Source organism: Clostridioides sp. ES-S-0010-02 (assembly GCA_020641055.1).
Lineage (GTDB): Bacteria > Bacillota > Clostridia > Peptostreptococcales > Peptostreptococcaceae > Clostridioides.
On record CP067345.1, the window covers coordinates 1,579,089 to 1,603,030 of the forward strand.

Genomic DNA, 23,942 nt, shown 5'->3' on the forward strand with positions numbered 1-23,942 from the left:
AAATGAATTAAAATAGCCAATTATGTATTATAATATTAACTGTAATACTAATATAGTTCTATTAATTAAAGAAATATCCCCCATTAATATACAATAAATATCTTTAAGCAAAAGAACTTGGTAAAAAATATATCGTATTCAATAAAAAATCTGTTTACAGAATGGTATATATAGTTATATAATATACTATATAAGATACGAAAAGATAAAAAGTATAGCACAATGAAAGAAGGTGATTATTATTCAGCTTAATGAAAGACAACTAAAAATAATAGATATAGTTAAGGAAAATGAACCAATAACGAGTGAAAGTATTGCCTCCAGCTTGAATGTGACTCGTGCTACACTTAGATCTGATTTAGCTATATTAACAATGACAGGAATACTAGACGCAAGACCAAAAGTTGGATATTTTTATTCAGGAGTTAGTGAAATTAATTTAATTGGTAAAAGTATAAAAGAAAAAACAGTAGAAGATATAATGAGCATGCCTGTACTAGCTAAGAAAGACGAAAGTATATATGATGTAATAGTCACTATGTTTTTATCTGATGTAGGGAGTATAGTTATTATAGATGAAAATGAAGAATTATGTGGAGTTGTTTCTAGAAAGGACTTATTAAAAGCAACTATAGGAGGTTCTGATATAAATAAGATGCCAATAGGTATGATAATGACAAGAACTCCAAATGTAGTTACTCTGACTAAGGGAGCAAGTGTTTTATTGGCTTCAAAAAAAATAATAGAACATGAAGTAGATTCGATTCCAATTGTTGAATATAAAGAAGAAGACAAAAATCATATGAGAGTTGTTGGGAGAATATCAAAAACCAACATAACTAAGCTATTTTTAGAAATAGTTGACAATTAAGGAGGTATGCTGGTGAAAAACCTAATTATATATGCAGTATCAGACTCAGTAGGGGAGACTGCACAACAAGTTGCAAAAGCATGTATGTCACAATTTTATGTAAATGAAACTTATGAAATAAAAAGATTTCCATATATGATTAATAAGGGAGTATTACTTGAAACACTAGAAAATGCAAAAGCTGAAAACGCTTTGATTGTATATACATTAGTTGATGAAGAGCTATGCAGTATTGTTGAAAGATATTGCGAAAGAGAAGGTCTTAGTTGTATAGATTTGATGACAGATATATTAAGGGAAATAAGTAAAAGAACTGGAAGAAAACCTAAAAGAGAAGCTGGTATAATCAGAAAATTAGATGAATCTTACTTTAAGAGAGTTGAGGCTATAGAATTTGCAGTAAAATATGATGATGGAAAGGACCCTAGAGGAGTTCTTCAAGCAGACATAATTTTAGTGGGAATATCAAGAACATCTAAAACTCCTTTAAGTATGTATTTAGCTAATAAAAATATAAAAGTAGCTAATGTACCATTAGTTCCAGAAATACCAATTCCTAAAGAAGTATTTGAAATAGAAACTAAGAAGATAATAGGTCTTACTAATTCACCTGAAAAGTTGAATGAAATAAGAACTCAAAGATTAAAAGCTTTAGGGCTATCTAGTAAAGCTAATTATGCTAACTTAGAAAGAATACTTCAAGAATTAGACTATTCAGAAGAAATAATGAAGAAAATTGGATGCCCAGTAATAAATGTTTCAAATAAAGCAATTGAAGAAACTGCAGGTATAATTTTAGACATAATGAAGGAAAATGGTCTAAAAATATATAAAGAAATAGAAATTTAATAAAATGTTTAATAATAAAAATGATATAAATTAAAATAAAAAAGATTAATGGGGGATTTAACAATGGAAACTAAGTATGTTTATAGTTTTGGTGAAGGAAGCAAAGACATGAAATCTTTACTAGGAGGTAAAGGTGCCAATTTAGCAGAAATGACTAAGATAGGCTTACCTGTCCCTCCTGGATTCACTATAACAACAGAGGCATGTAATGACTACTATGTTAATAATGAAAGTATAAGAGCAGAAATAATAAAAGAAATAGAAGCACATCTAGCTACTTTAGAAAAAGATTTAAACAAAACATTAGGATGCAATAAAAATCCACTACTAGTATCAGTTCGTTCTGGTGCAGTATTCTCTATGCCAGGAATGATGGATACAATACTTAACTTAGGTCTTAATGACAATAGTGTTATTGGTCTAGCAGAAGCTACACAAAATGAAAGATTTGCATATGATAGTTACAGAAGATTCATACAAATGTTTTCTGATGTTGCTATGGAAGTGCCAAAATACAAATTTGAAAATGTACTAGATAGAGTAAAAGAAGCAAAAGGATACACAGTTGATACAGAACTTACAACTGATGACTTAAAAGAAATAGTAAAAGAATTTAAAGCAATATACAAAAAAGAAATAAAAAGTGATTTTCCACAAGACCCAAAAGAGCAATTAATGCTTGCTATAGAGGCAGTGTTTAGATCATGGAATAACCCTCGTGCAATCGTATACCGTAGATTAAATGATATAGCTCATAATTTAGGAACAGCAGTAAATATTCAATCAATGGTATTTGGTAATATGGGAGAAACTAGTGGTACAGGTGTTGCATTTACTAGAAATCCAGCTACAGGAGAAAATAAATTATTTGGTGAATTCTTAATGAATGCTCAAGGTGAAGATGTTGTTGCAGGTATAAGAACTCCTCAAAATATATCAACTCTTGCTGAAGTAATGCCAGCTGTATTTGATGAATTCGTAAAAATTACTCATATACTTGAAGGTCACTATAAAGATATGCAAGATATAGAGTTTACTATAGAAAATGAAAGATTATATATATTACAAACTAGAAATGGTAAAAGAACAGCAGCAGCAGCAATAAATGTAGTAGTTGATTTAGTTGAAGCTGGAATAATAGATGAAAAAGAAGCTATAATGAGAATTGAGCCTAATCAATTAGACCAGTTATTACATCCAAAATTTGAAGATAAAGCTTTAAAAGAAGCTAAAGTTATAGCAAAAGGTTTACCAGCATCACCAGGTGCAGCAAGTGGTAGAGTTTACTTCAATGCTGATGATGTAGTAAAAGCAAATGAAAAGGGAGAAAAAGTAGTTTTAGTTAGACTAGAAACATCTCCAGAAGATATAGAAGGTATGGTTAAGGCTGAAGGAATTCTTACAGCTAGAGGTGGAATGACATCACATGCAGCAGTTGTTGCTAGAGGTATGGGTAAATGTTGTGTTGCTGGATGTGGAGAAATAAAAGTTGATGAGTTTAATAAAGAAGTAAGAGCTCTTGATGATATAGTTATAAAAGAAGGAGAGTACATTTCTATAGATGGTTCTACAGGAAATGTTTACTTAGGAGATGTTAAGAAAACAGAAGTTTCTTTAACTGGAAACTTTGAAAAATTAATGCAATGGGTAGATAAGCATAAATGTATGATGGTTAGAACTAACGCAGATAATCCTAGAGATGCTCGTGCAGCTATAGAATTTGGTGCTGAAGGTATAGGTCTATGTAGAACTGAGCATATGTTCTTTGATGAAGACAGATTACCAGCAGTTAGAGAAATGATATTGTCTAATACAGTAGAGCAAAGAGAAAAAGCTCTTGAAAAAATATTACCAATGCAAAGAGAAGATTTTGTAGAGTTATTCAAAGTTATGGATGGAAAGCCAGTTAATATAAGATTACTAGATCCACCACTACATGAATTCTTACCTCATGATGATGAAACTATAGAAGAACTTTCAAAAACTATGGGAATAAAAGTAAGTGATATTAAGAAGAGAATAGTTGATTTAGATGAATTTAACCCAATGCTTGGGCACAGAGGATGTAGACTTGCAATAACTTATCCTGAAATATGTGTAATGCAATCTAAGGCAATAATACAAGGTGCTATAGAAGCAATAAGAGCAGGTGTTAAAGTTTCTCCAGAAATAATGGTTCCATTAATTGGAGAAGTAAATGAGTTAAAGATAATAAGAAAAATGATAGTAGAAACTGTTGATGCTATAATCAAAGAAGAAGGAGTAGAAGTTCCTTATACTGTAGGTACTATGATAGAAATACCTAGAGCTTGTTTAACAGCTGATGAAATAGCACAAGAAGCAGACTTCTTCAGTTTTGGTACTAATGACTTAACTCAAATGGCATTTGGATATTCAAGAGATGATGCTGGTAAATTCTTAGGTCAATATGTAGATGAAGAAATATTAGAAAAAGACCCATTCCAAGTACTAGACCAAAATGGTGTTGGTAAGTTAGTTAAGATGGGAGTTAAATTAGGTAGAGAAGTTAAACCAGAATTAAAACTAGGAATATGTGGAGAACATGGTGGAGAACCATCTTCAGTAGAGTTCTGTTATAATGTAGGACTTAACTATGTATCTTGTTCACCATTTAGAGTGCCAATTGCTAGACTTGCAGCAGCTCAAGCATCTATAAAAAACCCTAGATAATAATATATTATAAATATATATAATTAAACTAAAATATTATATCTCCTATATATCAATGTATCAAATAGAGTATTTGTAAATTGAGTATAGGGGATTTTTATTTTATATTATTATAAAAAAACTAATTTATATTATAGTAGGTGAAACGTATTTAATTATGTTGCATACATTATTGTAAGAGAGAAATTTCAACCAATAATTAAATTGAGTTTACTGGAGGGGATAAAGTTGACAAAGTGTCCTAAATGTGGAAAAGAAGTATCATCACGTCCAGGTAGTATATGCCCACGATGTGGATTTAAAGTAGTAGAAGAGAGTCTTAAAATGAGATGCCCAGAACCTAGCTGTAGAGCATTAGTATCTAGGAAGTTGGACTATTGTCCTAAATGTGGATGTAAGCTGAAAGGATATAATATTTCAGAATTTGTTAATATGGTCAGATGTAAAATAGATGAAACATTTGATAAGAAGTAATTAAATTAAGCTTTAGACTTTATTTTGTAGTGAAGAATATATGTGTTCTTAGAATCAATAATATTTTAGTAAATAGAAAAAGAGTTGAACTAATAATAAGCCAACTCTTTTTCTATTTTATTGAGCAAATTTATTTTAGTAAATAAATGCTTTTATACAACAGTATTATTTTTTGCCTCCATCGCTAAGTATCCATGGCTTTTCTATACCATTTTTTAATGAATTATAGTTTACAATAAGTGTATCATAGCTATTTTTAGCATCTTCATTGCTTACTACTTGTTTTTTATAGTCAGTTAGAGTAATCAATCCTAAGTCATATCTTAGCTTAGTATTTTTTAATTGTTTTTCCGATAATTCAAGCTGTTTTTTAGTTGTTCCAATTGTATCTTCTAAAGCAAGTAATTGTGCATAGCTATCAATCAAGCCTTTTTTTAGAGCTTTTTTACTATCCTCTAGTGTAACTAAGCCATTTTCAGTATTATATTTTTGTTGAAGATAATTTGCATATGTAGTAAGTCCAGATGCATAAGTCTGTCTTTCAAGATTGTATGCTTCAACTGCTTTTTCATATTGCTCATAATCTTTATCATATTTCTTCTTAAGAACTTCATATTCAGCATCAGTTAAACTACCTTGTTCTGGTTTTGTAGGAGCAACTGGTCTTGTAAGATTAGGTCTATCTGGTAAATCTGCCTTATTTTCATCGTCATCATTAAAACTTTCTTCTGTACGTTCTAAAATCAATTGGTCATACTTTAAGTATTCATTAACCTTACCTTCCATGTATGAATCAACTGAACCACCTACTCTAAAAGACTCAAAACGGTATTCTTTATCTAATTGATAGTTGTCTAAATTTATATTAGTCAACAACTTAAAATAATCTTGATTATTTTTTAGTTCTTGAAGTTTAGATTTTTGAGTATTTTGTAGCGTCTGAAGTTCAAGCTCAGCTGACTCAGTTTCCAATGATGTCACTAGACCTAAATCCTTTTTTAGCTTCATATCTTTAATTTCTTTAGTTTTTATCTCAAGATTATTTTTTATTTTATCTAACTCATTTTCTCTTGATACTAAATCATTATACTTATTAGTAATATCATTTGCTATTTGGTCTTCCATAAAATATTTTGCCTGTTCGCTTTGATTTTTAAGAAGTCCAATTTGGTCATATGGAAATGAGTTGTCACTTCCAGTAAAACTATCAAATTCATCCTGTACTTCTAGTTTTTCTTTTAACATTTTTATTTCTTCTGATTTCATTTTTAATTTTTCACTATTTTTAATTGCTGCACTGACAGCATCTCTAGCAGTTAAAAGTTCTTTTTCAGCCGTTCTTTTAGTCGAGTCACTTAAGGTAGCATTATCAACTTTATTTATAGAAGAAGTATTATCATTTGCATAGGCTGGCATTAAATTAGCTGTTATTATACCAACACCACATCCAATTGCAATTATTTTACTAACTTTTTTCTTCAATACAATCGCCCTCCATTTATATTTAAATTTTAGCTTTTAATTTTGGTTTCTTAAATATTTTTCCTTTTATATCTCCTATTTTATCTGTTATTTTACCAAATATTTTAGGCATCCTATCTGAAAACTTATTTTCCCACTTATCAAATATTAAATATATAGTAGGGATAAGTACTAGTGTTATTAGTGTAGATACAGTAAGCCCACCCATTATAACTACGGCTAGTGGTTGCATTGTTTCTCCACCTTCACCAAGAGATAATGCTGTTGGTAACATACCTAGAATTGTTGTTGCAGTTGTCATTAAAACGGGTCTTAGTCTCGCAGCACAACCAATTGAAACCAATCCAATTAAATCATTACTACTATTTGCTTTTCTAAGTTGTTCTATGTAGTCAATAAGAACTATACCATTGTTAACAACGATACCGATAAGTAAGATTATACCTAACATACCTACAGTACTTAAACTTTGACCAGTTACCAAAAGAGAAAGTACAACTCCAACAAATGCAAATGGCACACAGAACATTATTATAAATGGTTTACTAAATGATTCAAATTGAGCTACCATTACCATATAAACAAGTGCTATGGCTATAACCATTGAGAATCCAAGACTGGCCATAGATTCATTCATCATTTCTGTTTCTCCACCAACACCAATAGAGTAGTCTTTAGGGATTAGCATCTTATTAGTTTTTTCTAATGCTAATTTTGTAGCTGTACCAGCATCTAAATTATCAAGTGTTGCAGTTATATTTACAGAAAAATCACCATCAGTTCTTGATATGGACTGTAAACCATCTACCATTTTTATATCCGAGAAAGCTCCAAGAGGTACTTCATTTCCAGTTGTAGAATTTACTTTTAACTGTTTTATATCTTCTAGATTATCGATACTATCTGCTTTAAACTTTAGATTTACATCGACTTTGTAGTCATCAATAGTAGCAGTAGTAACTGAATCACCATTTATTGCAGTACGCAATAATCCTGCAATTTCTGCTGTATTTACACCGTATTCTTGAGCTCTATGTTTGTCTATTGTAAATTGAGCTTCTTGTGTTGTATCTGTAAGGGAAGTCTCTACATTTCTAAATCCTTTTATAGAACTGAATTCTTTTTCAACTTCTTTTCCTAATATCTTTAATACATCCAAATCAGGGCCCTTCATCTCTAATGTGAAGTCTGCTCCTGAAGTTCCACCCATAACACTACTATTTTGACTTACATTTATTTTACAATCTGGAACAGTAGCAACTCTATCAATTATTTCTTTTTCTATTTCATCGGTAGTTCTTTTTCTATTTTTTTGAGATTCCAATTCAATTGCTATACTTGCACTATTATTATTTGAGTCTGATGTCAAACTTGTTATCAATGTCTTGATTTCTGGAATATCTGAAACTTTTTTCTCTGTCATAGAAACATAATAATCATTAGCTTCTAAGCTAAGACCCTTTGGAAGTTCTATAGAAATAGCCAATTCTCCTTTATCTGCTGCAGGCATAAAGTCCATACCTATAAAGCTCATTCCGAATAGAGAAGCTACAAATATAAGTAAACTTGATATTACTACTAATTTCTGATGTCTTAAGCATACACTTAGTAATCTTTTATATCCTTCACTTACCTTATCAAATATAGGGCTATCTTTTTCCTTCATTTTTTCACTACTTTTACCTCTACTTAGTTTTGCAAATACACTAGGAACAAGAGTAATTGCACCTATAAAAGAGAAGGCTAGAGAAGCTATAAGTGTTTTACCTAAAGCCCCAAATGTTATTTTGGCTATACCTTCTGTAAACATAATAGGTAAGAATATAGCTATAGTAGTCAATGTTGATGCTAGTATTGCATTGGTGACAGTTCTTGTACCTTCAATAGCACAATCATCAATGCTCAAACGACCACTTTTCCTGTATTTAAATATGTTTTCAATTACAACTGTAGCATTATCAACGACCATACCAACTGAAATTACCAATGAACTTGCAGTGATAAGGTTTAAACTTTCGCCTGTAAAATAGAGAACAGCTATTGCTCCTATTATAGAAATTGGTATTGCCACTGCAACAACTAATGAAGCTCTTACACTTTTTAAGAAAGCAAATATTACTACAAATGCAATAACTGCACTTATAAGTAAATTGCTCATTACGCTGTTTATTGATTCGCTTATGTAAGCACTTGTATCATTGGCAATTTTAATTTTAAATTGTGGATTTTCTTTATTCAATTCATCTACATATTTATATGCATCTTGCATAACTTTTACAGTATTTGCATCTTGTTGCTTAGAAATATCTATTACTAAACTGCTTTTTCCATTGTATCTATAAATACTATCTTTGTCTGCAAATCCATAATCTACACTACAAAGAGTATCTAAGTTAACAGTGTTTCCTCCTTTTACAGGAATTTGAATCTGTTTTATATCATCCAAAGATTCTAATTTATCAATTGATCTTAAGACTATCTTATCTTCACCTTGAGTAATTGAACCATAAGGGAATGTTTTATTACTAGATGATAAAATACCTTTTATAGTTGATAAACTAACTCCATAATTTGAAAGAACTGATGGGTCAGCTATTACATTAACTTGAGCTTTTTCTCCACCTTTAATGTCTGCTGATGTAGTACCATCTATAGATTCTATTTTAGGCTGAATTACATCTTCAGCGTATTTTCTTAGTGCTTGTGCATTATTATTTCCACCAGATATAACAAGCTGACCTATAGCTTGTGCATTCATATCTAATTTTAGTACTGTTGGCTTAGCTGCATCATCTGGTAAACTAGTTTGTAATGCATCTACTTTAGATCTAACATCGTTCATTATTTCATCTAGGTTGGTTCCAAATTCAAATTGAGCTACGACCATAGAAACACTTTCTTGTGAACTTGATATAGTTGAGCTTACATTTGAAACAGATGATAAACTTTCATCAACTTTTTGGCTAACTTGTTCGTCAACGTCTTGAGGACCTGCACCTGTCCAAGTAGTCATAACCATTACAACAGGTATTTCTATATCAGGCATTAGATTTATTGACATTTTTTTATATCCAATACCACCAAAAACTATTAATACTAAGAAGACCATTATGATTGTGAGAGGACGCTTAACGGAAGTATGTGTTAAATTCATAATACTATTTCTCCTTTTCTACAGGAAATATCTTAGTTCCATCAGAAATAAGACTTATCCCCCCAATAACCACTGTATCTTTTTCACTTACACCACTTTTGATTGCTATTTTATCCTCTGTTACAATTCCAGTTTGAACTAATGTTTTCTTTGCTATGTTATCTTTAGTTGCTATGTATACATATTTTTTTCCATTTTCTTCAAATATTGCTTTTTTAGGTACTGTAACAGCTCCATTTTCTTTTTCAACGCTTAAGTTTACTTGTGCAGACATTCCTGCTTTAAATTTGTTGTTAGTATTAGTAACAAGTATTTTAACAGGATATAAAGATGTCTGAGGGTCAACTACTGAAGGAACATAATCTATCTTTCCTAAAACTCTTTGGTCTTCAATAACAACATCTACATTACCATCCTTTTTAAATTTAGCTATATCTGCTTCTGTTACATTTAAGCCTACTTCTAATATATTAGGATTAGAAATAACAAAGGCTGGTTGTGATTGTGTTATCATCTCTTTTGAGTCAAAGTTTTTGGCTGTGATTGTTCCATCCACTGGAGCTTTTAATGTCAGCTTATCTAAGTTACTCATTGCTAAGTTATATGATACTTGAGCTTGGTCAAGTTGTTTTTTAGCAAGTGATTTAGCTTGAGGTATACTTTTTGAAGTTGCTGTATTGTATGCTCTTTGTGCAGAATCTAGTTGTTGTTTTGATTGTTCTAAAGCAACTTCTATTTTTTTAAATTGGTCTAAACTAATTACTTCCTGCTCATAAAGAACCTTGTTATTGTCATAATTTCTTTGGGATTCATCATATTGAAGTTTTGCGCTATCAAGAGCTGTTTTTGCTTGATTCACTTGAGCTTCTAATGCACCCCCAGTAGCACTTGCATAACTTGCTTTTGCTAAATCTAGTGATGCTTTAGACTGTTTTACACTGTTTTCTAAATCTTCACTAGTTATACTCAATAAATCATCACCTTTTCTTACATTTTGGCCAAGTTTCACATAAACTTCTTGAACTGTGCCAGCAGTTTGAGCAGTAACTGATGTCTCATCTTTAACTTTTGTAGTTCCTGAGAAAGCATTTGTATTTTCTATTTCTCCACCTACTGCCTTTTGAACAGAGACTGCTATAGGTTTTTCTGGTTCAGGTTCATCTGTTTTTCCACATCCAACTAAGAACAGTGAACTACACATTAAAAAAACTACTAAATATCTTTTCATATCTCCTCCTATTATATTTTACACTAGCTTGTTGTAGAATTTAAAGTGTCTTATAATTTAAGTTTAGTTTTAGGCTAATTAAAAAACTTCCCTTTTTTGGCATTTTATAATTCTCTAATTTGATTATAAATTTATAATTATTATGAGTCAATAACTTTTTCTTGTTTTAAATTTATTAATAGTTTATAATTTATACTATAATAAGTAATGAATATTTTATTACAGTATTTATTGAAGGGATGTTACAAATATGGATAACGATAATATACTTAAAATAGCAGACTCTTTTTTAGACTTTTTATTTGTACTTCAAAATAATATATTCAAAGAAAACGATTTGTTAAAAAAATTTCAAAACAACTCAGATATGATGAAAGAGTATTTTGGAGAGTGTCCAATGGCTCCATCACATGCAAAGGTAATTCTTTATCTTATGACATCAAACTCATCATCAATTTCTCAAATAGCTTCTAATTTAGGAATACTAAAATCAAATATGACACCAATTATTGATAGATTGGTAGAGCATAATTTAGTAAATAAATTTCCTGACCCAAAAGACAGAAGAGTTCTTAGAGTTGAATTGACAGATAAAGCATTTGAATTATTTGATATTGTACAATCTATTCTTAAAGAGTCTATAGTAAAGAAACTATCAAATCTTTCTGATGAGGAACTAACTTTATTAGATGAACATACACTTAAACTATCAGAAATAGTAAAAAAATTAGTTTAAATGTACATATGAGAAGTTATTATATAAAGTTAAATTTTTACACAAAGCAGAAATAGCAGTAGTATAATATATTTAATATTATACTACTGCTATTTCTGCTTTTATGAATATTATTTAATTATCAAATTCTATTTTCCAGTTGAAGTAGCCAGTATCTGGATTTTTATTATATTTTAATGTAGCATCAAACTTGTTTCCATTTTTAGAAGTTAAAGATTTTACTTTTGTCTCACCTTTTTTTAAAATATTTTTGACCATAGTTTTATTAACTTTCTTTTTGTAGAGGCTTAAGTATTTGTCATTTTTCCAAATAACGAACTTACACTCTTTATGATTTTTACAAGCAAATCCTTTATCAAACTCAAGAACATCACCTTGACAAATAGGACATTTACCAAGAGACGTATTTTCATTATTGGTTTTATTTTCTTTTTTAATATCTGTATCTTTTGATACAGCAATTTCCTTTTCAGAATCAGTTAAACTTTTTTTTGAATCCTTTGCTTTTACTTTAGTAAATTTTTTAGTTTTTGAATCAAAAGTATAAGCCTCTGTATTTATATTTTTTGAAGCATCCTGTTTTATAATATTAACATTTTGATATATAAAACTAATAATATGAGTAAGATATTCTTTTCTAGTGTATTTACCTTTTTGAATATCACTTAAACTTTTTTCAAGTTTACCAGTGTAATCTACATCAAATAAGTCCTTAACAGGAAAAATTTCAACTAAATTTTTTCCAAGGTCTGTTATAAAGTAAGATTTGCCTTTTTTCTTTACATAGCCCACTTGACTTATTTTTTTTAGTACATCAGCACGTGTGGCTGATGTTCCTATTGAATACCCTGAAAGTACAGTTGTGTCTTCTTCAGGTACATTTTTACCACAATTTTTCATAGCTTTTAAAAGTGTATCTTCAGTATATGATTTAGGTGGTGTTGTTTGTTTGGTTAATGGCTTTATCTCTAAGACATCAACAATATCATCCTTGTTTACAAAAGGAAGTAAATCGTTTTTTTCTTCCTTATTATACACCTCAAGGTATCCCTTTGATTTAAGTACTTTTCCTTTTGTTAAAAAAGTGCAATCATCTACTTTAGTTTTAATTTCTGTATTCTCATATTCAGCAGGAGGCATAAAATTTGCTACAAATCTATCTTTTATAGCATCATAAACCAATTGTTCATCTTTAGATAAATTTTTTGGTATTATGTAAGTAGGAATTATAGCACTATGTGAATCTACTTTGGATGAATCAAAGACCCTTTTTGTTTTGGAGAATTTAATTTTATTTTCATATTCAAGACCGACTTTTAATTTTTCTAAAGTTTGAGAAGCCTTTGAAGTTAAACTTTCTTCTAAAAAAATAGAATCGGTTCTTGGATAAGTTATATACCCACCTTTACCATTACCCTCATAAAGAGATTGACATACATTTAAAACTTTATCAGAGGTAAAATTAGAGTACTTAGAAGTTATATATCCTTGAAGTGATGTTAAACTAAAAAGTTTTGGTGCATATTCTTTTGACATAGTAACTTTTTTATCTAGTATTTTACCAGTTTGAGATGTAATTGAAGCTATGATTTTATTTGCATCTTCAAGTGTGTCAAATTTACTTTCTTTACCTTTAATATATTTACCTTTATATTCACCATTTTCAGCTTTAAAATGACCTTCTACTTCATAATAAGTTTTGGGAACAAAATTCAGTATTTCCATATCCCTATCATAGACTAATTTGACTGTTGGAAGAATTACTCTACCTATATTTAATAATTTTCCATTTCCATATTTTAATGTAGCAACGGAAGTGAAGTTTATTCCAATTAGCCAATCAGTAATAAGTCTTGTATATCCAGCAGCTTGAAGATTTCTCATTTCATCTTCATCTTTTAAGTTTTTTATACCTCTCGTAATGTCTTCTGGAGTCCATTCATTTACCAAAATTCTTTTTACTGGTTTCTTATTTTTTGCAAGTAAAAATATTAAAAATGCTATAAGTTCTCCCTCTCTGTCATTATCAGTGGCATTTATTACATATTCCACATCTTTTCTGTTTAAAAGTTTTTTTACAGTATTGAATTGTTTGGTTTTAGAACTATCAATTTTGAATTTAAACTTATTTTCAGGCACAAATGGAAAGTTATTCATTTTCCAAGAGCCAGAATACTTATCTTTATCATAATCTTTCATATCATATAATGATACTAAGTGTCCAACTGCATAAGTAATTATATAGTCATTTCCTTCAAAGTAACCATCTTGTCTAGTCTTTGCACCTAAAAACGATGCTATAGTTTTTGCAACAGATGGTTTCTCAGCAAGTACAAGTTTCATAAAAAATCCTCCTTTAAAACACTAATAATTATATTACCACAAAAAAATAAAAAACTTCAAGAGGCTGAAATTTAAGTTATAATATTTATAGGAAATTGAAAGGAGATATAAAATGTACAATTTAAAAGTAAAAAAATTAAATGACGACGCTATAATACCTAATTTTGCTCACAAAGGTGATGCTGGTATGGATTTGTATTCTATAGAGGAGGTTGTAATACCTTCTGGAGAGACTAAACTTATTAAAACTGGAATATGTATAGAACTTCCTGTTATGACAGAAGCGCAAGTAAGACCTAGAAGTGGACTTGCTTTAAAACATTCAATTACTGTGTTAAATACACCAGGAACTATTGATGAGGGATATAGAGGAGAGCTTAAAATCATATTAATAAATCATGGAAAAAATGATTTTAAAGTTGAAAAACATATGAAGATTGCTCAAATGGTAGTAAAACCTATATATGAGATTAATATAGAAGAAGTTAAAGAATTAAGTGATTCCGAAAGAGGAAAAGGTGGATTTGGTTCAACAGGGTTATAAAAGTTACAAAAAAGTTAAAAAATATAAAATTGTTTAATAAGATATAGTTTGGCTATATGACTGAGTTTTAACCTCTCTATGATTAAAAAACATTTATGGTAATTTATGGTATAGAATTATTACTATAGACAAATAGTTACAAATTTGTAATAATATTAATATAAAAGAAATAATTGATATTTAAAAATAGTGTCAATTATTTCTTTTATGTTAGAAATAAAAAAATAAATCTACTAGAAAAGAGGAGATGAGTGGAAAGTTATGAATTTTAATCAAAAGAGAGTAGCAGCCAGTATAATGGCCACAGCGATAATAATGCCTACAATGGGGAATTTAGCATATGCTAATGAGTCTGAAATAGAAAGTTCAACTGTAGAAAGTAGAACAATAACAGGGAATGCAGTAAATTTTAGAAAAGGACCAGGTACAAATAATGCATCTATAGGAAAGTTCTACAAAGGTGATAAAGTTGAGTACATAGGAAAAGATGGTTCTTGGGTAAAAGTTAAATATAATGGGAATACAGGTTATGTGCATGAAAAATATTTATCAATAAATAGCCTAGGAAATAGTAATGAAAGTAATGATGCTTCAGTAAAATCAACAAAAGTTGTTACAGCAAAGGGATTAAATTTTAGAACAGGTCCAAGTACAGGAAGTTCTAAAATATCTACTTTGGGATATGGTACTGAAGTTGGATACATATCTGAATCAAATGGATGGTCAAAAATAAGTTCTAATGGTAGAGTTGGTTATGTTTCAAGTAAATACTTAGGAACTAACTTAAGTGATTCTGCAAATGGAAATGATGGAAGCAGTTCAAGTGATATTGTAAAGGATACAAAAGTTGTAACAGCAAAATCATTAAACCTTAGAACAGGACCAGGAACAGGACACTCTAAAGTGGCTACGTTAAGTTATGGTACTGAAGTTGGAAGTATCTCAGAAGATGGTGGATGGACAAAAGTAAATCACGATGACCAAACAGGATATGTATCAAGTCAATATCTTGCAGAAAAAGGTTCTGTTGATACTTCAACTCCATCCGATTCAACTAATTCTCCAAGTCAGGGAGCTGATAGTGTAATAGGCTTTGCAAAGACACTACTTGGAAAACCATATGTATGGGGAGCAGAAGGTCCAAATAGTTTTGACTGTTCTGGATTCACACAATATGTTATGAAAAAATCTGCTGGAGTTAGTATACCAAGAGTATCTAGAGACCAAAGTAAGTATGGAACATATGTAAATAGAGGAGACCTTAGAAGCGGAGATTTAATATTCTTTGATACACAAGGTTCAAATAATGGCTCTGTAAGTCATGTTGGAATATATATGGGAAATGGAGAGATGATACACGCATCTTCAGGTTCATCAAAAAAGGTAACAATATCTAATATAAATAGTAGTTACTATTCAAGTAGATATGTAAATGCAAGAAGAGTTTTATAATCATTTAAATTTAATGATAAAACTTTATAAATAGATATTTCTTTATTGCTTATAAAATAAAAGCAGGTATGGTGTCAATAGTATTGTAGATTACTATCTATTATTACTGTTGATTCAGTACCTGCTTTTTGTTGTTTATTTATTCTATCTGTGTATAGAAAATGGACAATTCTTTATAGTTTTTTATATTTTTAAGCTAATTTAAGCGAAAAAGTAAGTTAGTAAATTAGTAAATAATTGTAGTTTTATATATAAAGAAGAATTTTAGAATATTTTTTGACATTCCTCTAATTCATAAGCATCCATTAAAGCTTCACCAAATCTTTGATAGTGAATTATTTCTCTTTGACCTAAGAATTTTAGTACGTTTATAACATCAACATCATCTGTTAAGTTTATAAGTTGATAATATGTTGCAAGTGCTTTTTGTTCAGCAGCCATATCTTCATGTAAATCAGTTACAGGATTTGACATAACTGCGATAGGTCTTACATCAAATGGAACTCCATTTGAATCTGTTGGATAAATTCCATATCCATTTTGTGCATAGTTTGAGCCAAGACCAGCAGCTTTTAATTCTTCTGGGCTTACATCAGAAGTTAACTGATAAACCATAGTACATATAAGCTCAACGTGAGCTAGTTCTTCTGTACCAATATCTGTTAAAAGTGCACGCATATTACCAGTAGGCATTGTATATCTTTGACTTAAATATCTTAAAGATGCAGCAAGCTCTCCATTTGGTCCGCCAAATTGAGTTATAAGAAACTTAGCCATTCTTGGGTCACAAGTTTTTATATTAACTGGGTGTTGTAAAGTTTTTTGATATATCCACATGAATTTTCAATCCTCCAATACTTGATGTCTAATAATTAAATTCTCTGTCCCAAGGCCAAGGTTGCTCAGCCCATTGCCAAGGGCATCTACTTGGAGCATACCCAAAGTTAGTTAAAGGACCATATTTATTTTCGTAAGCGTATCTAGCCTGTGCAAATTGGTTACATAATGAATTGTAAGTGTTGATAGCATTTTTATCATCAGGATGAGTGTCTAAATATAAGTTCATATCAACACATGCAAAAGATGTTTCCTGAATTTTTCTCATAAGTTCAGCTCTAGATGAATCTTTCATTATCTTCTACCTCCTCTTAATTTTTTTGGCTTAGCATATAATTCTTTGTTGTACATTTCAGATTCTAATAAATTTAGTTCTGGAAATATAGTTCCAAATTTTAATGCATCAGAAAGGCAGTACATTTCTGTGAAAATTTGATTATTAATATATGGTCTAGCCAAAGATGAACCACAATTTTTTTTAATATCTCTAGTTTTATTTTCCAAGATGAAAACCTCCTTGTTGTAAATAGATAGGTAAGTCTATCTAGTGTATAATATTCATACATTTAAAAATCGTTACTCATAATAAAATATTAAATGAGAAAAATAAAAAAGATAATAAAAGAAAGGCTTTATTTATGTTATTATAAGTTTATGTGTTATTGTAAACTATAAAGTATTTATTAAAATTAAAGTAAAACTATAGTATTTTATAGAAGTAGGTAGACTTTTTTGTAAAATATTATTAACATAAATATACGAGGTGATTAAATGAGTGAGCTATCAGGAAAAGGCTGTGAAATTATAGTTCCTTTTGAGGAAAGACTTTCACTAAGGGATATAGAAAAAAGTATTATAAAAAAATATAGAAAACATTTATGGTCTAAGTTTATAAAGGCAATAAGAGATTATAAACTAGTTGAAGAAGGGGATAAAATAGCTGTAGCAATATCTGGAGGAAAAGATAGTATTCTTATGGCTAAAATGTTTCAAGAATTAAAGAGACATGGACAAGTTAATTTTGATGTTGAATTTATTGCTATGGACCCTGGATATCATGCAAATATAAGGCAATTACTTATAGATAATTGTGAGTATTTAAATATTCCAATACATTTATTTGATTCAAGAATATTTGAAATAGCTGATGAAATTGCAAAAGATTATCCATGTTATATGTGTGCAAGAATGAGAAGAGGAGCATTATATTCAAAAGCAGAAGAATTGGGGTGTAATAAACTTGCATTAGGTCATCATTATGATGATGTAATAGAAACAACTATGCTTAATTTGTTGTGTGCAGGAAATTTTAAAACTATGCTTCCTAAGCTTAATTCCACTAATTTTGAAGGAATAAAAATTATAAGACCACTTTACTATATAAGAGAAGACCACATTATAAGATTTATCCAAAATAGTGGTATATGGCCTTTAAATTGTGCGTGCATGGTTGCTGCTAAAAAAACTGGAAATAAAAGATATGAAATAAAAGATTTAATAAAAAGTTTAGAGCCAAATTTTAAAAATGTAGAAAAATCTATATTTAAAGCAGCAGAAAACGTAAATCTTGATTCGGTACTAGGGTGGCAAAAAGATGGGGAGAAACATTCTTTCTTAGAAAATTATGAATAAAAGTAATTAAAAGAATCACTATAAACAATTGGAAAGGGTGTTTATATTGAAGAGAGTATATATAGATTTTGAGATGAATATGCCAAATTCTAAATCAAAGAGAGATATATTAAATTCAGATATAATTGCAATTGGAGCAGTTATGTATGATGAAAAGACAAAAAATATTGATAAGTTTAAATCTTTAATAAAGCCAGTAAGTAATGCCCAGTTGTATCCTCATATACAAGAGTTGACTCATATATCTTCAGAAGAATTAAAGTATGCACCAAGCTATGAAGAGGTCATGAGAAAGTTTAAAAAGTGGTTAGGCATATTTTCTGAGATTGAAGGAATATATACTTTTGGTAATTTAGATTTAACATGTTTCAATAACACTGATATGAGAAGTTCTAAAAAAAACAATCATCCAAGGTTCGTAAACAACATTAGAGAGTTATTTGTGGATATAAAAGAGAAATATATAGAGTGTGGTATAAAATGTATGAACTATATATCACTAAAAAATTTACTTGAATTTGCTAACTTAGAGTTTAGTGGAGATGCACATGACCCATTAAATGATGCATATAATTTATTTATTTTGGATGAGGCAATTACAAATAATGTAGATATACAAAATCTTTTAATAATGCTAGATATAATAAGACCTCCATTTAATAACATAAATCCAGATTTAAATGATTGTTTTGATAAATTTAAAGAATCACTTTATAAAAAAGAAGGAAATTATGATATTGTAGATTTTTCTATTGAGATAATAAAAACTGTGAGAATGTACTTATTGACAATTATAAATATAAACATACAAAACATAGAAGTTATAAAAGATATAGATAAAAAATTGGATACTATAGATAAATTAAAGAATATAGAAGATGGATATTTTTATTTATTAGAAGATGTGTATTTTGATATAAAAGATTTATTAGAAGATTTAATGCTTTATAGAGTACATGAAGATGAATACAAAAACGAAATAGAAAATATAATAAAGATGTTTGATGAAGATTTAGATAGTGAGAAAATATATATTGATAAGAATAATAACTTAAATGTTATTAATAAAGTATAAAAAGTTACAATTAATAGAACAAAATTTGGTGATTATGATAGTTTTTGAACAAAACTAGATTTAAATGGAACTAAACTACTATAAAAATATATAAAATAGTAATAAGTGTAGAAAGTATATATGCTTTCTACATTTTTAATATTATAGTATTCTAAATTTAATAAATGTATTATATATTTTATAATTAATATATTTTATTGACATTTTATGATTAAAAAATATAAAAACTACTTCTTGCGAAAGTAATTGATTTGTTGTATTATAATTTACATGAATATGGAAAATAATCTTGAAAGCTGTATTATAAAAGTGCATATATTTAAATTTTTAACAAATGACTTATTTATTAAAAGATGAAGGGTAGGATGATGTTATGGGATTTAAAGAAGTAAAAATTGAAGAACTACAGTTTAATCCATTCACTAAAATTGGTAAAGAGTGGTTACTTATAACAGCAGGAAACTCAGATAAATTTAACACAATGACTGCAAGCTGGGGTGGTGTTGGAGTGTATTGGAGTAAAAATGTTGTAACAACTTACATAAGACCACAGAGATATACAAAAGAGTTTGTAGATAATAATGACACATTTACAATTGCATTTTTTGATGAAAAATACAGAGAAGCTTTAAATATTTGTGGTACTATTTCTGGTAGAGATACAAATAAAGTAGAAAAAGCAGGACTTACACCATATTTTATAGATGATACAGTAGCCTTTGAAGAAGCTAATATGATTATGGTTTGTAAAAAATTATATCATGATACAATGCCACCAGAAAACTTTGATGCTAAAGAAAATGATGAAAAGTGGTATCCAAAGAAAGATTATCATACTATGTATATATCAGAAGTTGTAAAAGTTCTTATAAAAGAATAGATAAAATAAATTAAAAAATATTTTTAATAGTAAATAGGTATTTTCTTTTAATTACTATTAAATAGATATTTTTTTATTAAAAGATGAACTCTGTTTTCTAGGGTTCATCTTTTTTATTTCTTTGTATAGAAATATTTATATGAAGTATTCAAGGATATTTCATACGTATCTATTAATTATCTGTGTTTATTGTACTTAGTTTATTTTAAGAGAGATTCTTTTAAAATGAGATTTACTTAATATATAGTCTTAAAAGTATAAATGCCAACTAATAAAAATATATATTATATTAGGTATTTTAAATAAATTTTTATAGTAAAAGGGTGATTTTTATGGAAAATATAACTAGTTATTTTAGAACAATAGTATGTGTGTTTATATGTTTATCATCTGCATTTATATTTATTCAATTAGCTAGAGTTTTTATTAATAAGAAAAAAACTAGTATAAAAAATAAGTCAAAAAAAGGTTTTCGTTATGATAGAGATTTAATTGAGACAAGGAGAGAAAAAACATATACACAAGATAGAAATAGCGATAAAAATAAGAATATTGATAAGAAATTAAAGGGAGAAAAAGTATTCAAATATGATAATGGAGACTTATATAAAGGTGAGTTTATTGATGGGAAGAAAAATGGATTTGGAACATATATTTTTTCAAGTAAGGAAAGGTATGAAGGGTTATGGAAAGATGATAAGATGCATGGAATAGGTAAATATACTTATAAAGATGGTTCAATATATACAGGGGAATTTAAAGATGGTTTTAAAAATGGTCTAGGAAAATTAACTTATCCAAATAATGATATATATAAAGGTTATTTCTTAGATAATAAGAAAAATGGCAAAGGTGTATTATATAAAAGTGATGGAAATAAGCAGGCAGGAATATGGGAAAATGATGAACAATGTAAAAGTTTAGATTTTAAAGAATTAAGCAATAAAAAATTAAATAATAATGTTTATCAAAATAGATTAAATGATAATAAGATAAAAATTTAATTATTATAGTAAAATAATCTTTATTTATAATGGAATATCTGCTGTATATTTAGTAAAATTTGTAAAAATTTCATATATCATATAAAATTAAGTATTGATTAGTATATTGCATAAATATAGAATATAAATATATCCATTTGATAATAAGGAGAAGAGATATGAGAGAATATGTAGTTGTAGATTTAGAAACTACAGGATTAGATCCATATAAAGGTTGTGAAATAATAGAGATAGGTGTAACAGAAATAAAAAATGACGAAATTGTAAAAAACTATTCAAGGTTAATAAAACCTAAGGGTATAATTTCTTCATTTATAACGGAATTGACACACATAAGTAATGAAATGGTAGAAAAAGAGGAGTCTTTAGAGTTGGTTTTACCTAGATTTAGAAAATACATAGGTGATAGAACTATAATTGCACATAATGCAAAATTTGATTTAAAGTTTTTAAATTACTATCTTAGAAAGTTGGATTTAGAGCCAATAAATAATTATATATGTACACTAGAATTATTAAAAAAATGTAAAAGTTATAAAGGAAAAAATAAGAAGCTTGAAACAGCTTGTGCTTATTATAATATAGAGAATATAAATGCTCATAGAGCTGATAGTGACACTTTAGCAACTGCAAAGCTATTTTTAAAAATAAAAGATGAATATTAATCGCAAATATAGAGAAAATTAGTGAAAATATCCTTTATAAAATTGACCCTTAAACTTACAATTTTGTTCTTTGATTTATTTTGTGGAACAATGTATAATGTACCTTATATAAAGAAGGGAGACTAAAATGGGTTATTACAATGATGATGATAATAATAAAATAAGACGTAAAAAAGTTAGTAATAATAAAGATAGTAATAAAAAATCTAAACATTCTTATACTTCAACAAGTAAAAAAAATAAAAATTCTCAGACAGCCTCTAGTAAAAGAATGAGTGAAAAGGTAGATTCACAAAATATTATAAAAAGAGATAGTTTTACAAGAGATAATGTAAGACCTTTAAATACAGATTATAGTCAGAGAGATAGACGAAGAGTTGAGTACAAGCAAAGAGATAGAAAATTAAAAAGCAAAAAAAGAAGAAAGCAAAAGAGAATTAAAATAGCTAGAGCATTATTATCTGTTATGTTAGTGGCACTTATTATATTTTCAGTGGCAGGTGCAATTTTTACAGTTTCAGCTATAAAAGGTTCACCTGAAGTCACTAAAAAATTAATTAAGTCTAAATATATAAGTAGTGAGGTTGTCAGTATAAAACAAATGCCAAAGGACTTAAAACAGGCTATAGTTTCAATAGAAGATGAGAGATTTTATAAGCATAAAGGAGTAGATGTTATTTCCTTAGCTAGGTCAGTACTTAATAATGTGTTTACAGACACAACACAAGGTGGAAGTACTATAGACATGCAAGTTTCAAAAAATCTGCTTACAAGTGATGATAAAACTATGAAGAGAAAAATAAGGGATATGTATAATGCAAAGCAGATGAATAAGATTATGAGTAAAGATGAAATCCTTGAAGCGTATCTAAATAATATGTACCTAGGAAAAAATGCATATGGAGCTGCAAAAGGAGCTGAAGTGTATTTTGGTAAAAAAGTTGGAGAGTTAAACCTAGCTGAGTGTGCTATGCTTGCGGGTATGACCAATAATCCTGCGAGGTATATTGACCATGGAGAGGCTAAGAAGAGACAGTTGACTGTGTTGTATAAAATGCATGAACTTGGTTATATAACTGATAAAGAATACAGAATAGCAAAAGCTGATGACACTCCATTTAAGTCAGAAATTGATTAAAAATATAAAGAATGTAGCGTTTTCAAGGTCTTGAATAACTAAAAATGTAACAAAATAGGTGATTTGCCACCCATTTGCCACCATAATTACAATCTGGTGGCAAATTACTTTATAATTCCTTCAAAAATATTCACTGTTTCAGTCTTCATTTTATCAGTTACATGAGAATAAGTGTCCATAGTAGTGGCAATTTTATTATGACCTAGTCTTTTTTGTATATCTTTTATATTTGCTCCTGCTTCAAGAAGCATAGTGGCATGGGTATGTCTTAAGCTATGAAAATTAAAATCTATTCCTAATTCTCTATTTATAGTTCGTGACATGTTTTTTAAGTTATGTAATGTTATTTGAGAACCATTTTTTTTGGTACAAACCCAATCTGAATCAAAGTACCTAGGAATTTTGACATAAAGCATAGGATTTTCCTTTATAAATCTGTATGGATGGACAGCCATCTTAAAAGAATTATTTAAAACACCCTTGATTACTCTTATAGTGCCACTAGAATAATTTTCTTTAGATTTATCGTTCAAAAATTTTTGAATAATCATGGGTGTTATAAGTTTTAATCGGTACTTTCCTAAATTTGGTTTTATATGATTTTCTATTGCACGTTTATAATTATTTTGAGTCTGAAATTTACAATTAAGCATTACATATTCTTTGTACCAAAAATCTAAAAAATCGGATACGCTAATATTATTCTCGTCAAAAACATTTCCACAATCTTCATATTCATTTAAAGCTATTCTAAGAGCTGGCTGAGCCTCTTTTTTAGTATCTCCACCTACACGTTCTATTTTCTTTCTTTTTCCTTCTACAATGGCTAATTTAAAGTAACAATACCATTTATTACCACGTTTTCTTACGCCACCTTTCATAAAGTT

21 protein-coding genes are annotated in these 23,942 nt (G+C 28.7%); 13 read left to right on the plus strand and 8 right to left on the minus strand.

Features of this window, described 5'->3' with window-relative positions:
* Window positions 1-232: 232 nt before the first annotated feature.
* The 4 genes from JJC01_07310 (at window position 233) to JJC01_07325 (ending at window position 4,885) form a co-directional block, all read left to right on the plus strand.
* The gene (locus JJC01_07310) at window positions 233-871 is read left to right on the plus strand and encodes a helix-turn-helix transcriptional regulator (protein UDN59657.1); all 639 of its coding nucleotides are present in this window, start codon (window positions 233-235) and stop codon (window positions 869-871) included.
* Between the two features lie 6 nt (window positions 872-877).
* Window positions 878-1,720: a kinase/pyrophosphorylase gene (locus JJC01_07315; GenBank protein ID UDN59658.1), complete on the plus strand. Its 843-nt coding sequence runs from the start codon at window positions 878-880 to the stop codon at window positions 1,718-1,720.
* Between the two features lie 63 nt (window positions 1,721-1,783).
* Window positions 1,784-4,411, plus strand: coding sequence for a pyruvate, phosphate dikinase (locus JJC01_07320; GenBank protein UDN59659.1), 2,628 nt, complete (start codon window positions 1,784-1,786; stop codon window positions 4,409-4,411).
* Between the two features lie 228 nt (window positions 4,412-4,639).
* Window positions 4,640-4,885, plus strand: coding sequence for a hypothetical protein (locus JJC01_07325; protein ID UDN59660.1), 246 nt, complete (start codon window positions 4,640-4,642; stop codon window positions 4,883-4,885).
* A gap of 165 nt (window positions 4,886-5,050) precedes the next feature.
* On the opposite strand, the gene JJC01_07330 is transcribed toward JJC01_07325, so the two are convergent.
* The 3 genes from JJC01_07330 to JJC01_07340 are packed head-to-tail and all read right to left on the minus strand — an operon-like array spanning window position 5,051 to window position 10,749.
* Entirely contained in the window at window positions 5,051-6,367 is a 1,317-nt protein-coding gene (locus JJC01_07330) for a TolC family protein (protein UDN59661.1), read from the minus strand.
* A 22-nt stretch (window positions 6,368-6,389) separates the two neighbouring features.
* Window positions 6,390-9,521 carry an efflux RND transporter permease subunit gene (locus JJC01_07335; GenBank protein UDN59662.1) on the minus strand — a complete coding sequence of 1,044 codons (3,132 nt, stop codon included), beginning with the start codon at window positions 9,519-9,521 and terminating at the stop codon, window positions 6,390-6,392.
* A 4-nt stretch (window positions 9,522-9,525) separates the two neighbouring features.
* Window positions 9,526-10,749 carry an efflux RND transporter periplasmic adaptor subunit gene (locus JJC01_07340; GenBank protein UDN59663.1) on the minus strand — a complete coding sequence of 408 codons (1,224 nt, stop codon included), beginning with the start codon at window positions 10,747-10,749 and terminating at the stop codon, window positions 9,526-9,528.
* Between the two features lie 250 nt (window positions 10,750-10,999).
* Between JJC01_07340 and JJC01_07345 the strand changes: the two genes are divergently transcribed.
* Entirely contained in the window at window positions 11,000-11,485 is a 486-nt protein-coding gene (locus JJC01_07345; protein UDN59664.1) for a MarR family transcriptional regulator, read from the plus strand.
* A gap of 114 nt (window positions 11,486-11,599) precedes the next feature.
* On the opposite strand, the gene JJC01_07350 is transcribed toward JJC01_07345, so the two are convergent.
* Complete coding sequence (locus tag JJC01_07350) at window positions 11,600-13,828, minus strand: type IA DNA topoisomerase (protein UDN59665.1); 2,229 nt, start codon at window positions 13,826-13,828, stop codon at window positions 11,600-11,602.
* A 112-nt stretch (window positions 13,829-13,940) separates the two neighbouring features.
* Between JJC01_07350 and dut the strand changes: the two genes are divergently transcribed.
* Window positions 13,941-14,372, plus strand: a complete 432-nt coding sequence (gene dut, locus JJC01_07355; GenBank protein UDN59666.1) for a dUTP diphosphatase — start codon at window positions 13,941-13,943, stop codon at window positions 14,370-14,372.
* Window positions 14,373-14,633: 261 nt separating this feature from the next.
* A complete protein-coding gene (locus tag JJC01_07360) occupies window positions 14,634-15,824 on the plus strand; it encodes an SH3 domain-containing protein (GenBank protein UDN59667.1) in 1,191 nt (396 codons plus the stop codon).
* Window positions 15,825-16,088: 264 nt separating this feature from the next.
* Here the strand turns inward: JJC01_07360 and JJC01_07365 are convergent, their stop codons facing one another.
* Genes JJC01_07365 through JJC01_07375 form a run of 3 tightly spaced genes read right to left on the minus strand, consistent with a single transcriptional unit; the run spans window position 16,089 to window position 17,165 of the window.
* A complete protein-coding gene (locus JJC01_07365) occupies window positions 16,089-16,661 on the minus strand; it encodes a manganese catalase family protein (GenBank protein UDN59668.1) in 573 nt (190 codons plus the stop codon).
* A gap of 28 nt (window positions 16,662-16,689) precedes the next feature.
* Complete coding sequence (locus JJC01_07370) at window positions 16,690-16,956, minus strand: spore coat protein CotJB (protein ID UDN59669.1); 267 nt, start codon at window positions 16,954-16,956, stop codon at window positions 16,690-16,692.
* A complete protein-coding gene (locus JJC01_07375; protein ID UDN59670.1) occupies window positions 16,956-17,165 on the minus strand; it encodes a spore coat associated protein CotJA in 210 nt (69 codons plus the stop codon). Before JJC01_07375 ends, JJC01_07370 begins: the two co-directional genes overlap by 1 nt.
* A 267-nt stretch (window positions 17,166-17,432) precedes the next feature.
* Between JJC01_07375 and JJC01_07380 the strand changes: the two genes are divergently transcribed.
* The 6 genes from JJC01_07380 (at window position 17,433) to JJC01_07405 (ending at window position 23,055) form a co-directional block, all read left to right on the plus strand.
* Complete coding sequence (locus tag JJC01_07380) at window positions 17,433-18,293, plus strand: tRNA 2-thiocytidine biosynthesis protein TtcA (GenBank protein ID UDN59671.1); 861 nt, start codon at window positions 17,433-17,435, stop codon at window positions 18,291-18,293.
* A gap of 46 nt (window positions 18,294-18,339) precedes the next feature.
* Window positions 18,340-19,368, plus strand: coding sequence for an exonuclease domain-containing protein (locus tag JJC01_07385; GenBank protein UDN59672.1), 1,029 nt, complete (start codon window positions 18,340-18,342; stop codon window positions 19,366-19,368).
* Window positions 19,369-19,741: 373 nt separating this feature from the next.
* Window positions 19,742-20,248, plus strand: coding sequence for a flavin reductase (locus JJC01_07390; protein ID UDN59673.1), 507 nt, complete (start codon window positions 19,742-19,744; stop codon window positions 20,246-20,248).
* A 332-nt stretch (window positions 20,249-20,580) separates the two neighbouring features.
* Window positions 20,581-21,252, plus strand: a complete 672-nt coding sequence (locus tag JJC01_07395; GenBank protein ID UDN59674.1) for a hypothetical protein — start codon at window positions 20,581-20,583, stop codon at window positions 21,250-21,252.
* 158 nt (window positions 21,253-21,410) lie between these two features.
* Complete coding sequence (locus tag JJC01_07400) at window positions 21,411-21,917, plus strand: 3'-5' exonuclease (protein UDN59675.1); 507 nt, start codon at window positions 21,411-21,413, stop codon at window positions 21,915-21,917.
* 127 nt (window positions 21,918-22,044) lie between these two features.
* A complete protein-coding gene (locus JJC01_07405; protein ID UDN59676.1) occupies window positions 22,045-23,055 on the plus strand; it encodes a transglycosylase domain-containing protein in 1,011 nt (336 codons plus the stop codon).
* A 104-nt stretch (window positions 23,056-23,159) separates the two neighbouring features.
* Here the strand turns inward: JJC01_07405 and JJC01_07410 are convergent, their stop codons facing one another.
* Window positions 23,160-23,936, minus strand: coding sequence for a tyrosine-type recombinase/integrase family protein (locus tag JJC01_07410; GenBank protein ID UDN59677.1), 777 nt, complete (start codon window positions 23,934-23,936; stop codon window positions 23,160-23,162).
* Between the last annotated feature and the right edge of the window lie 6 nt (window positions 23,937-23,942).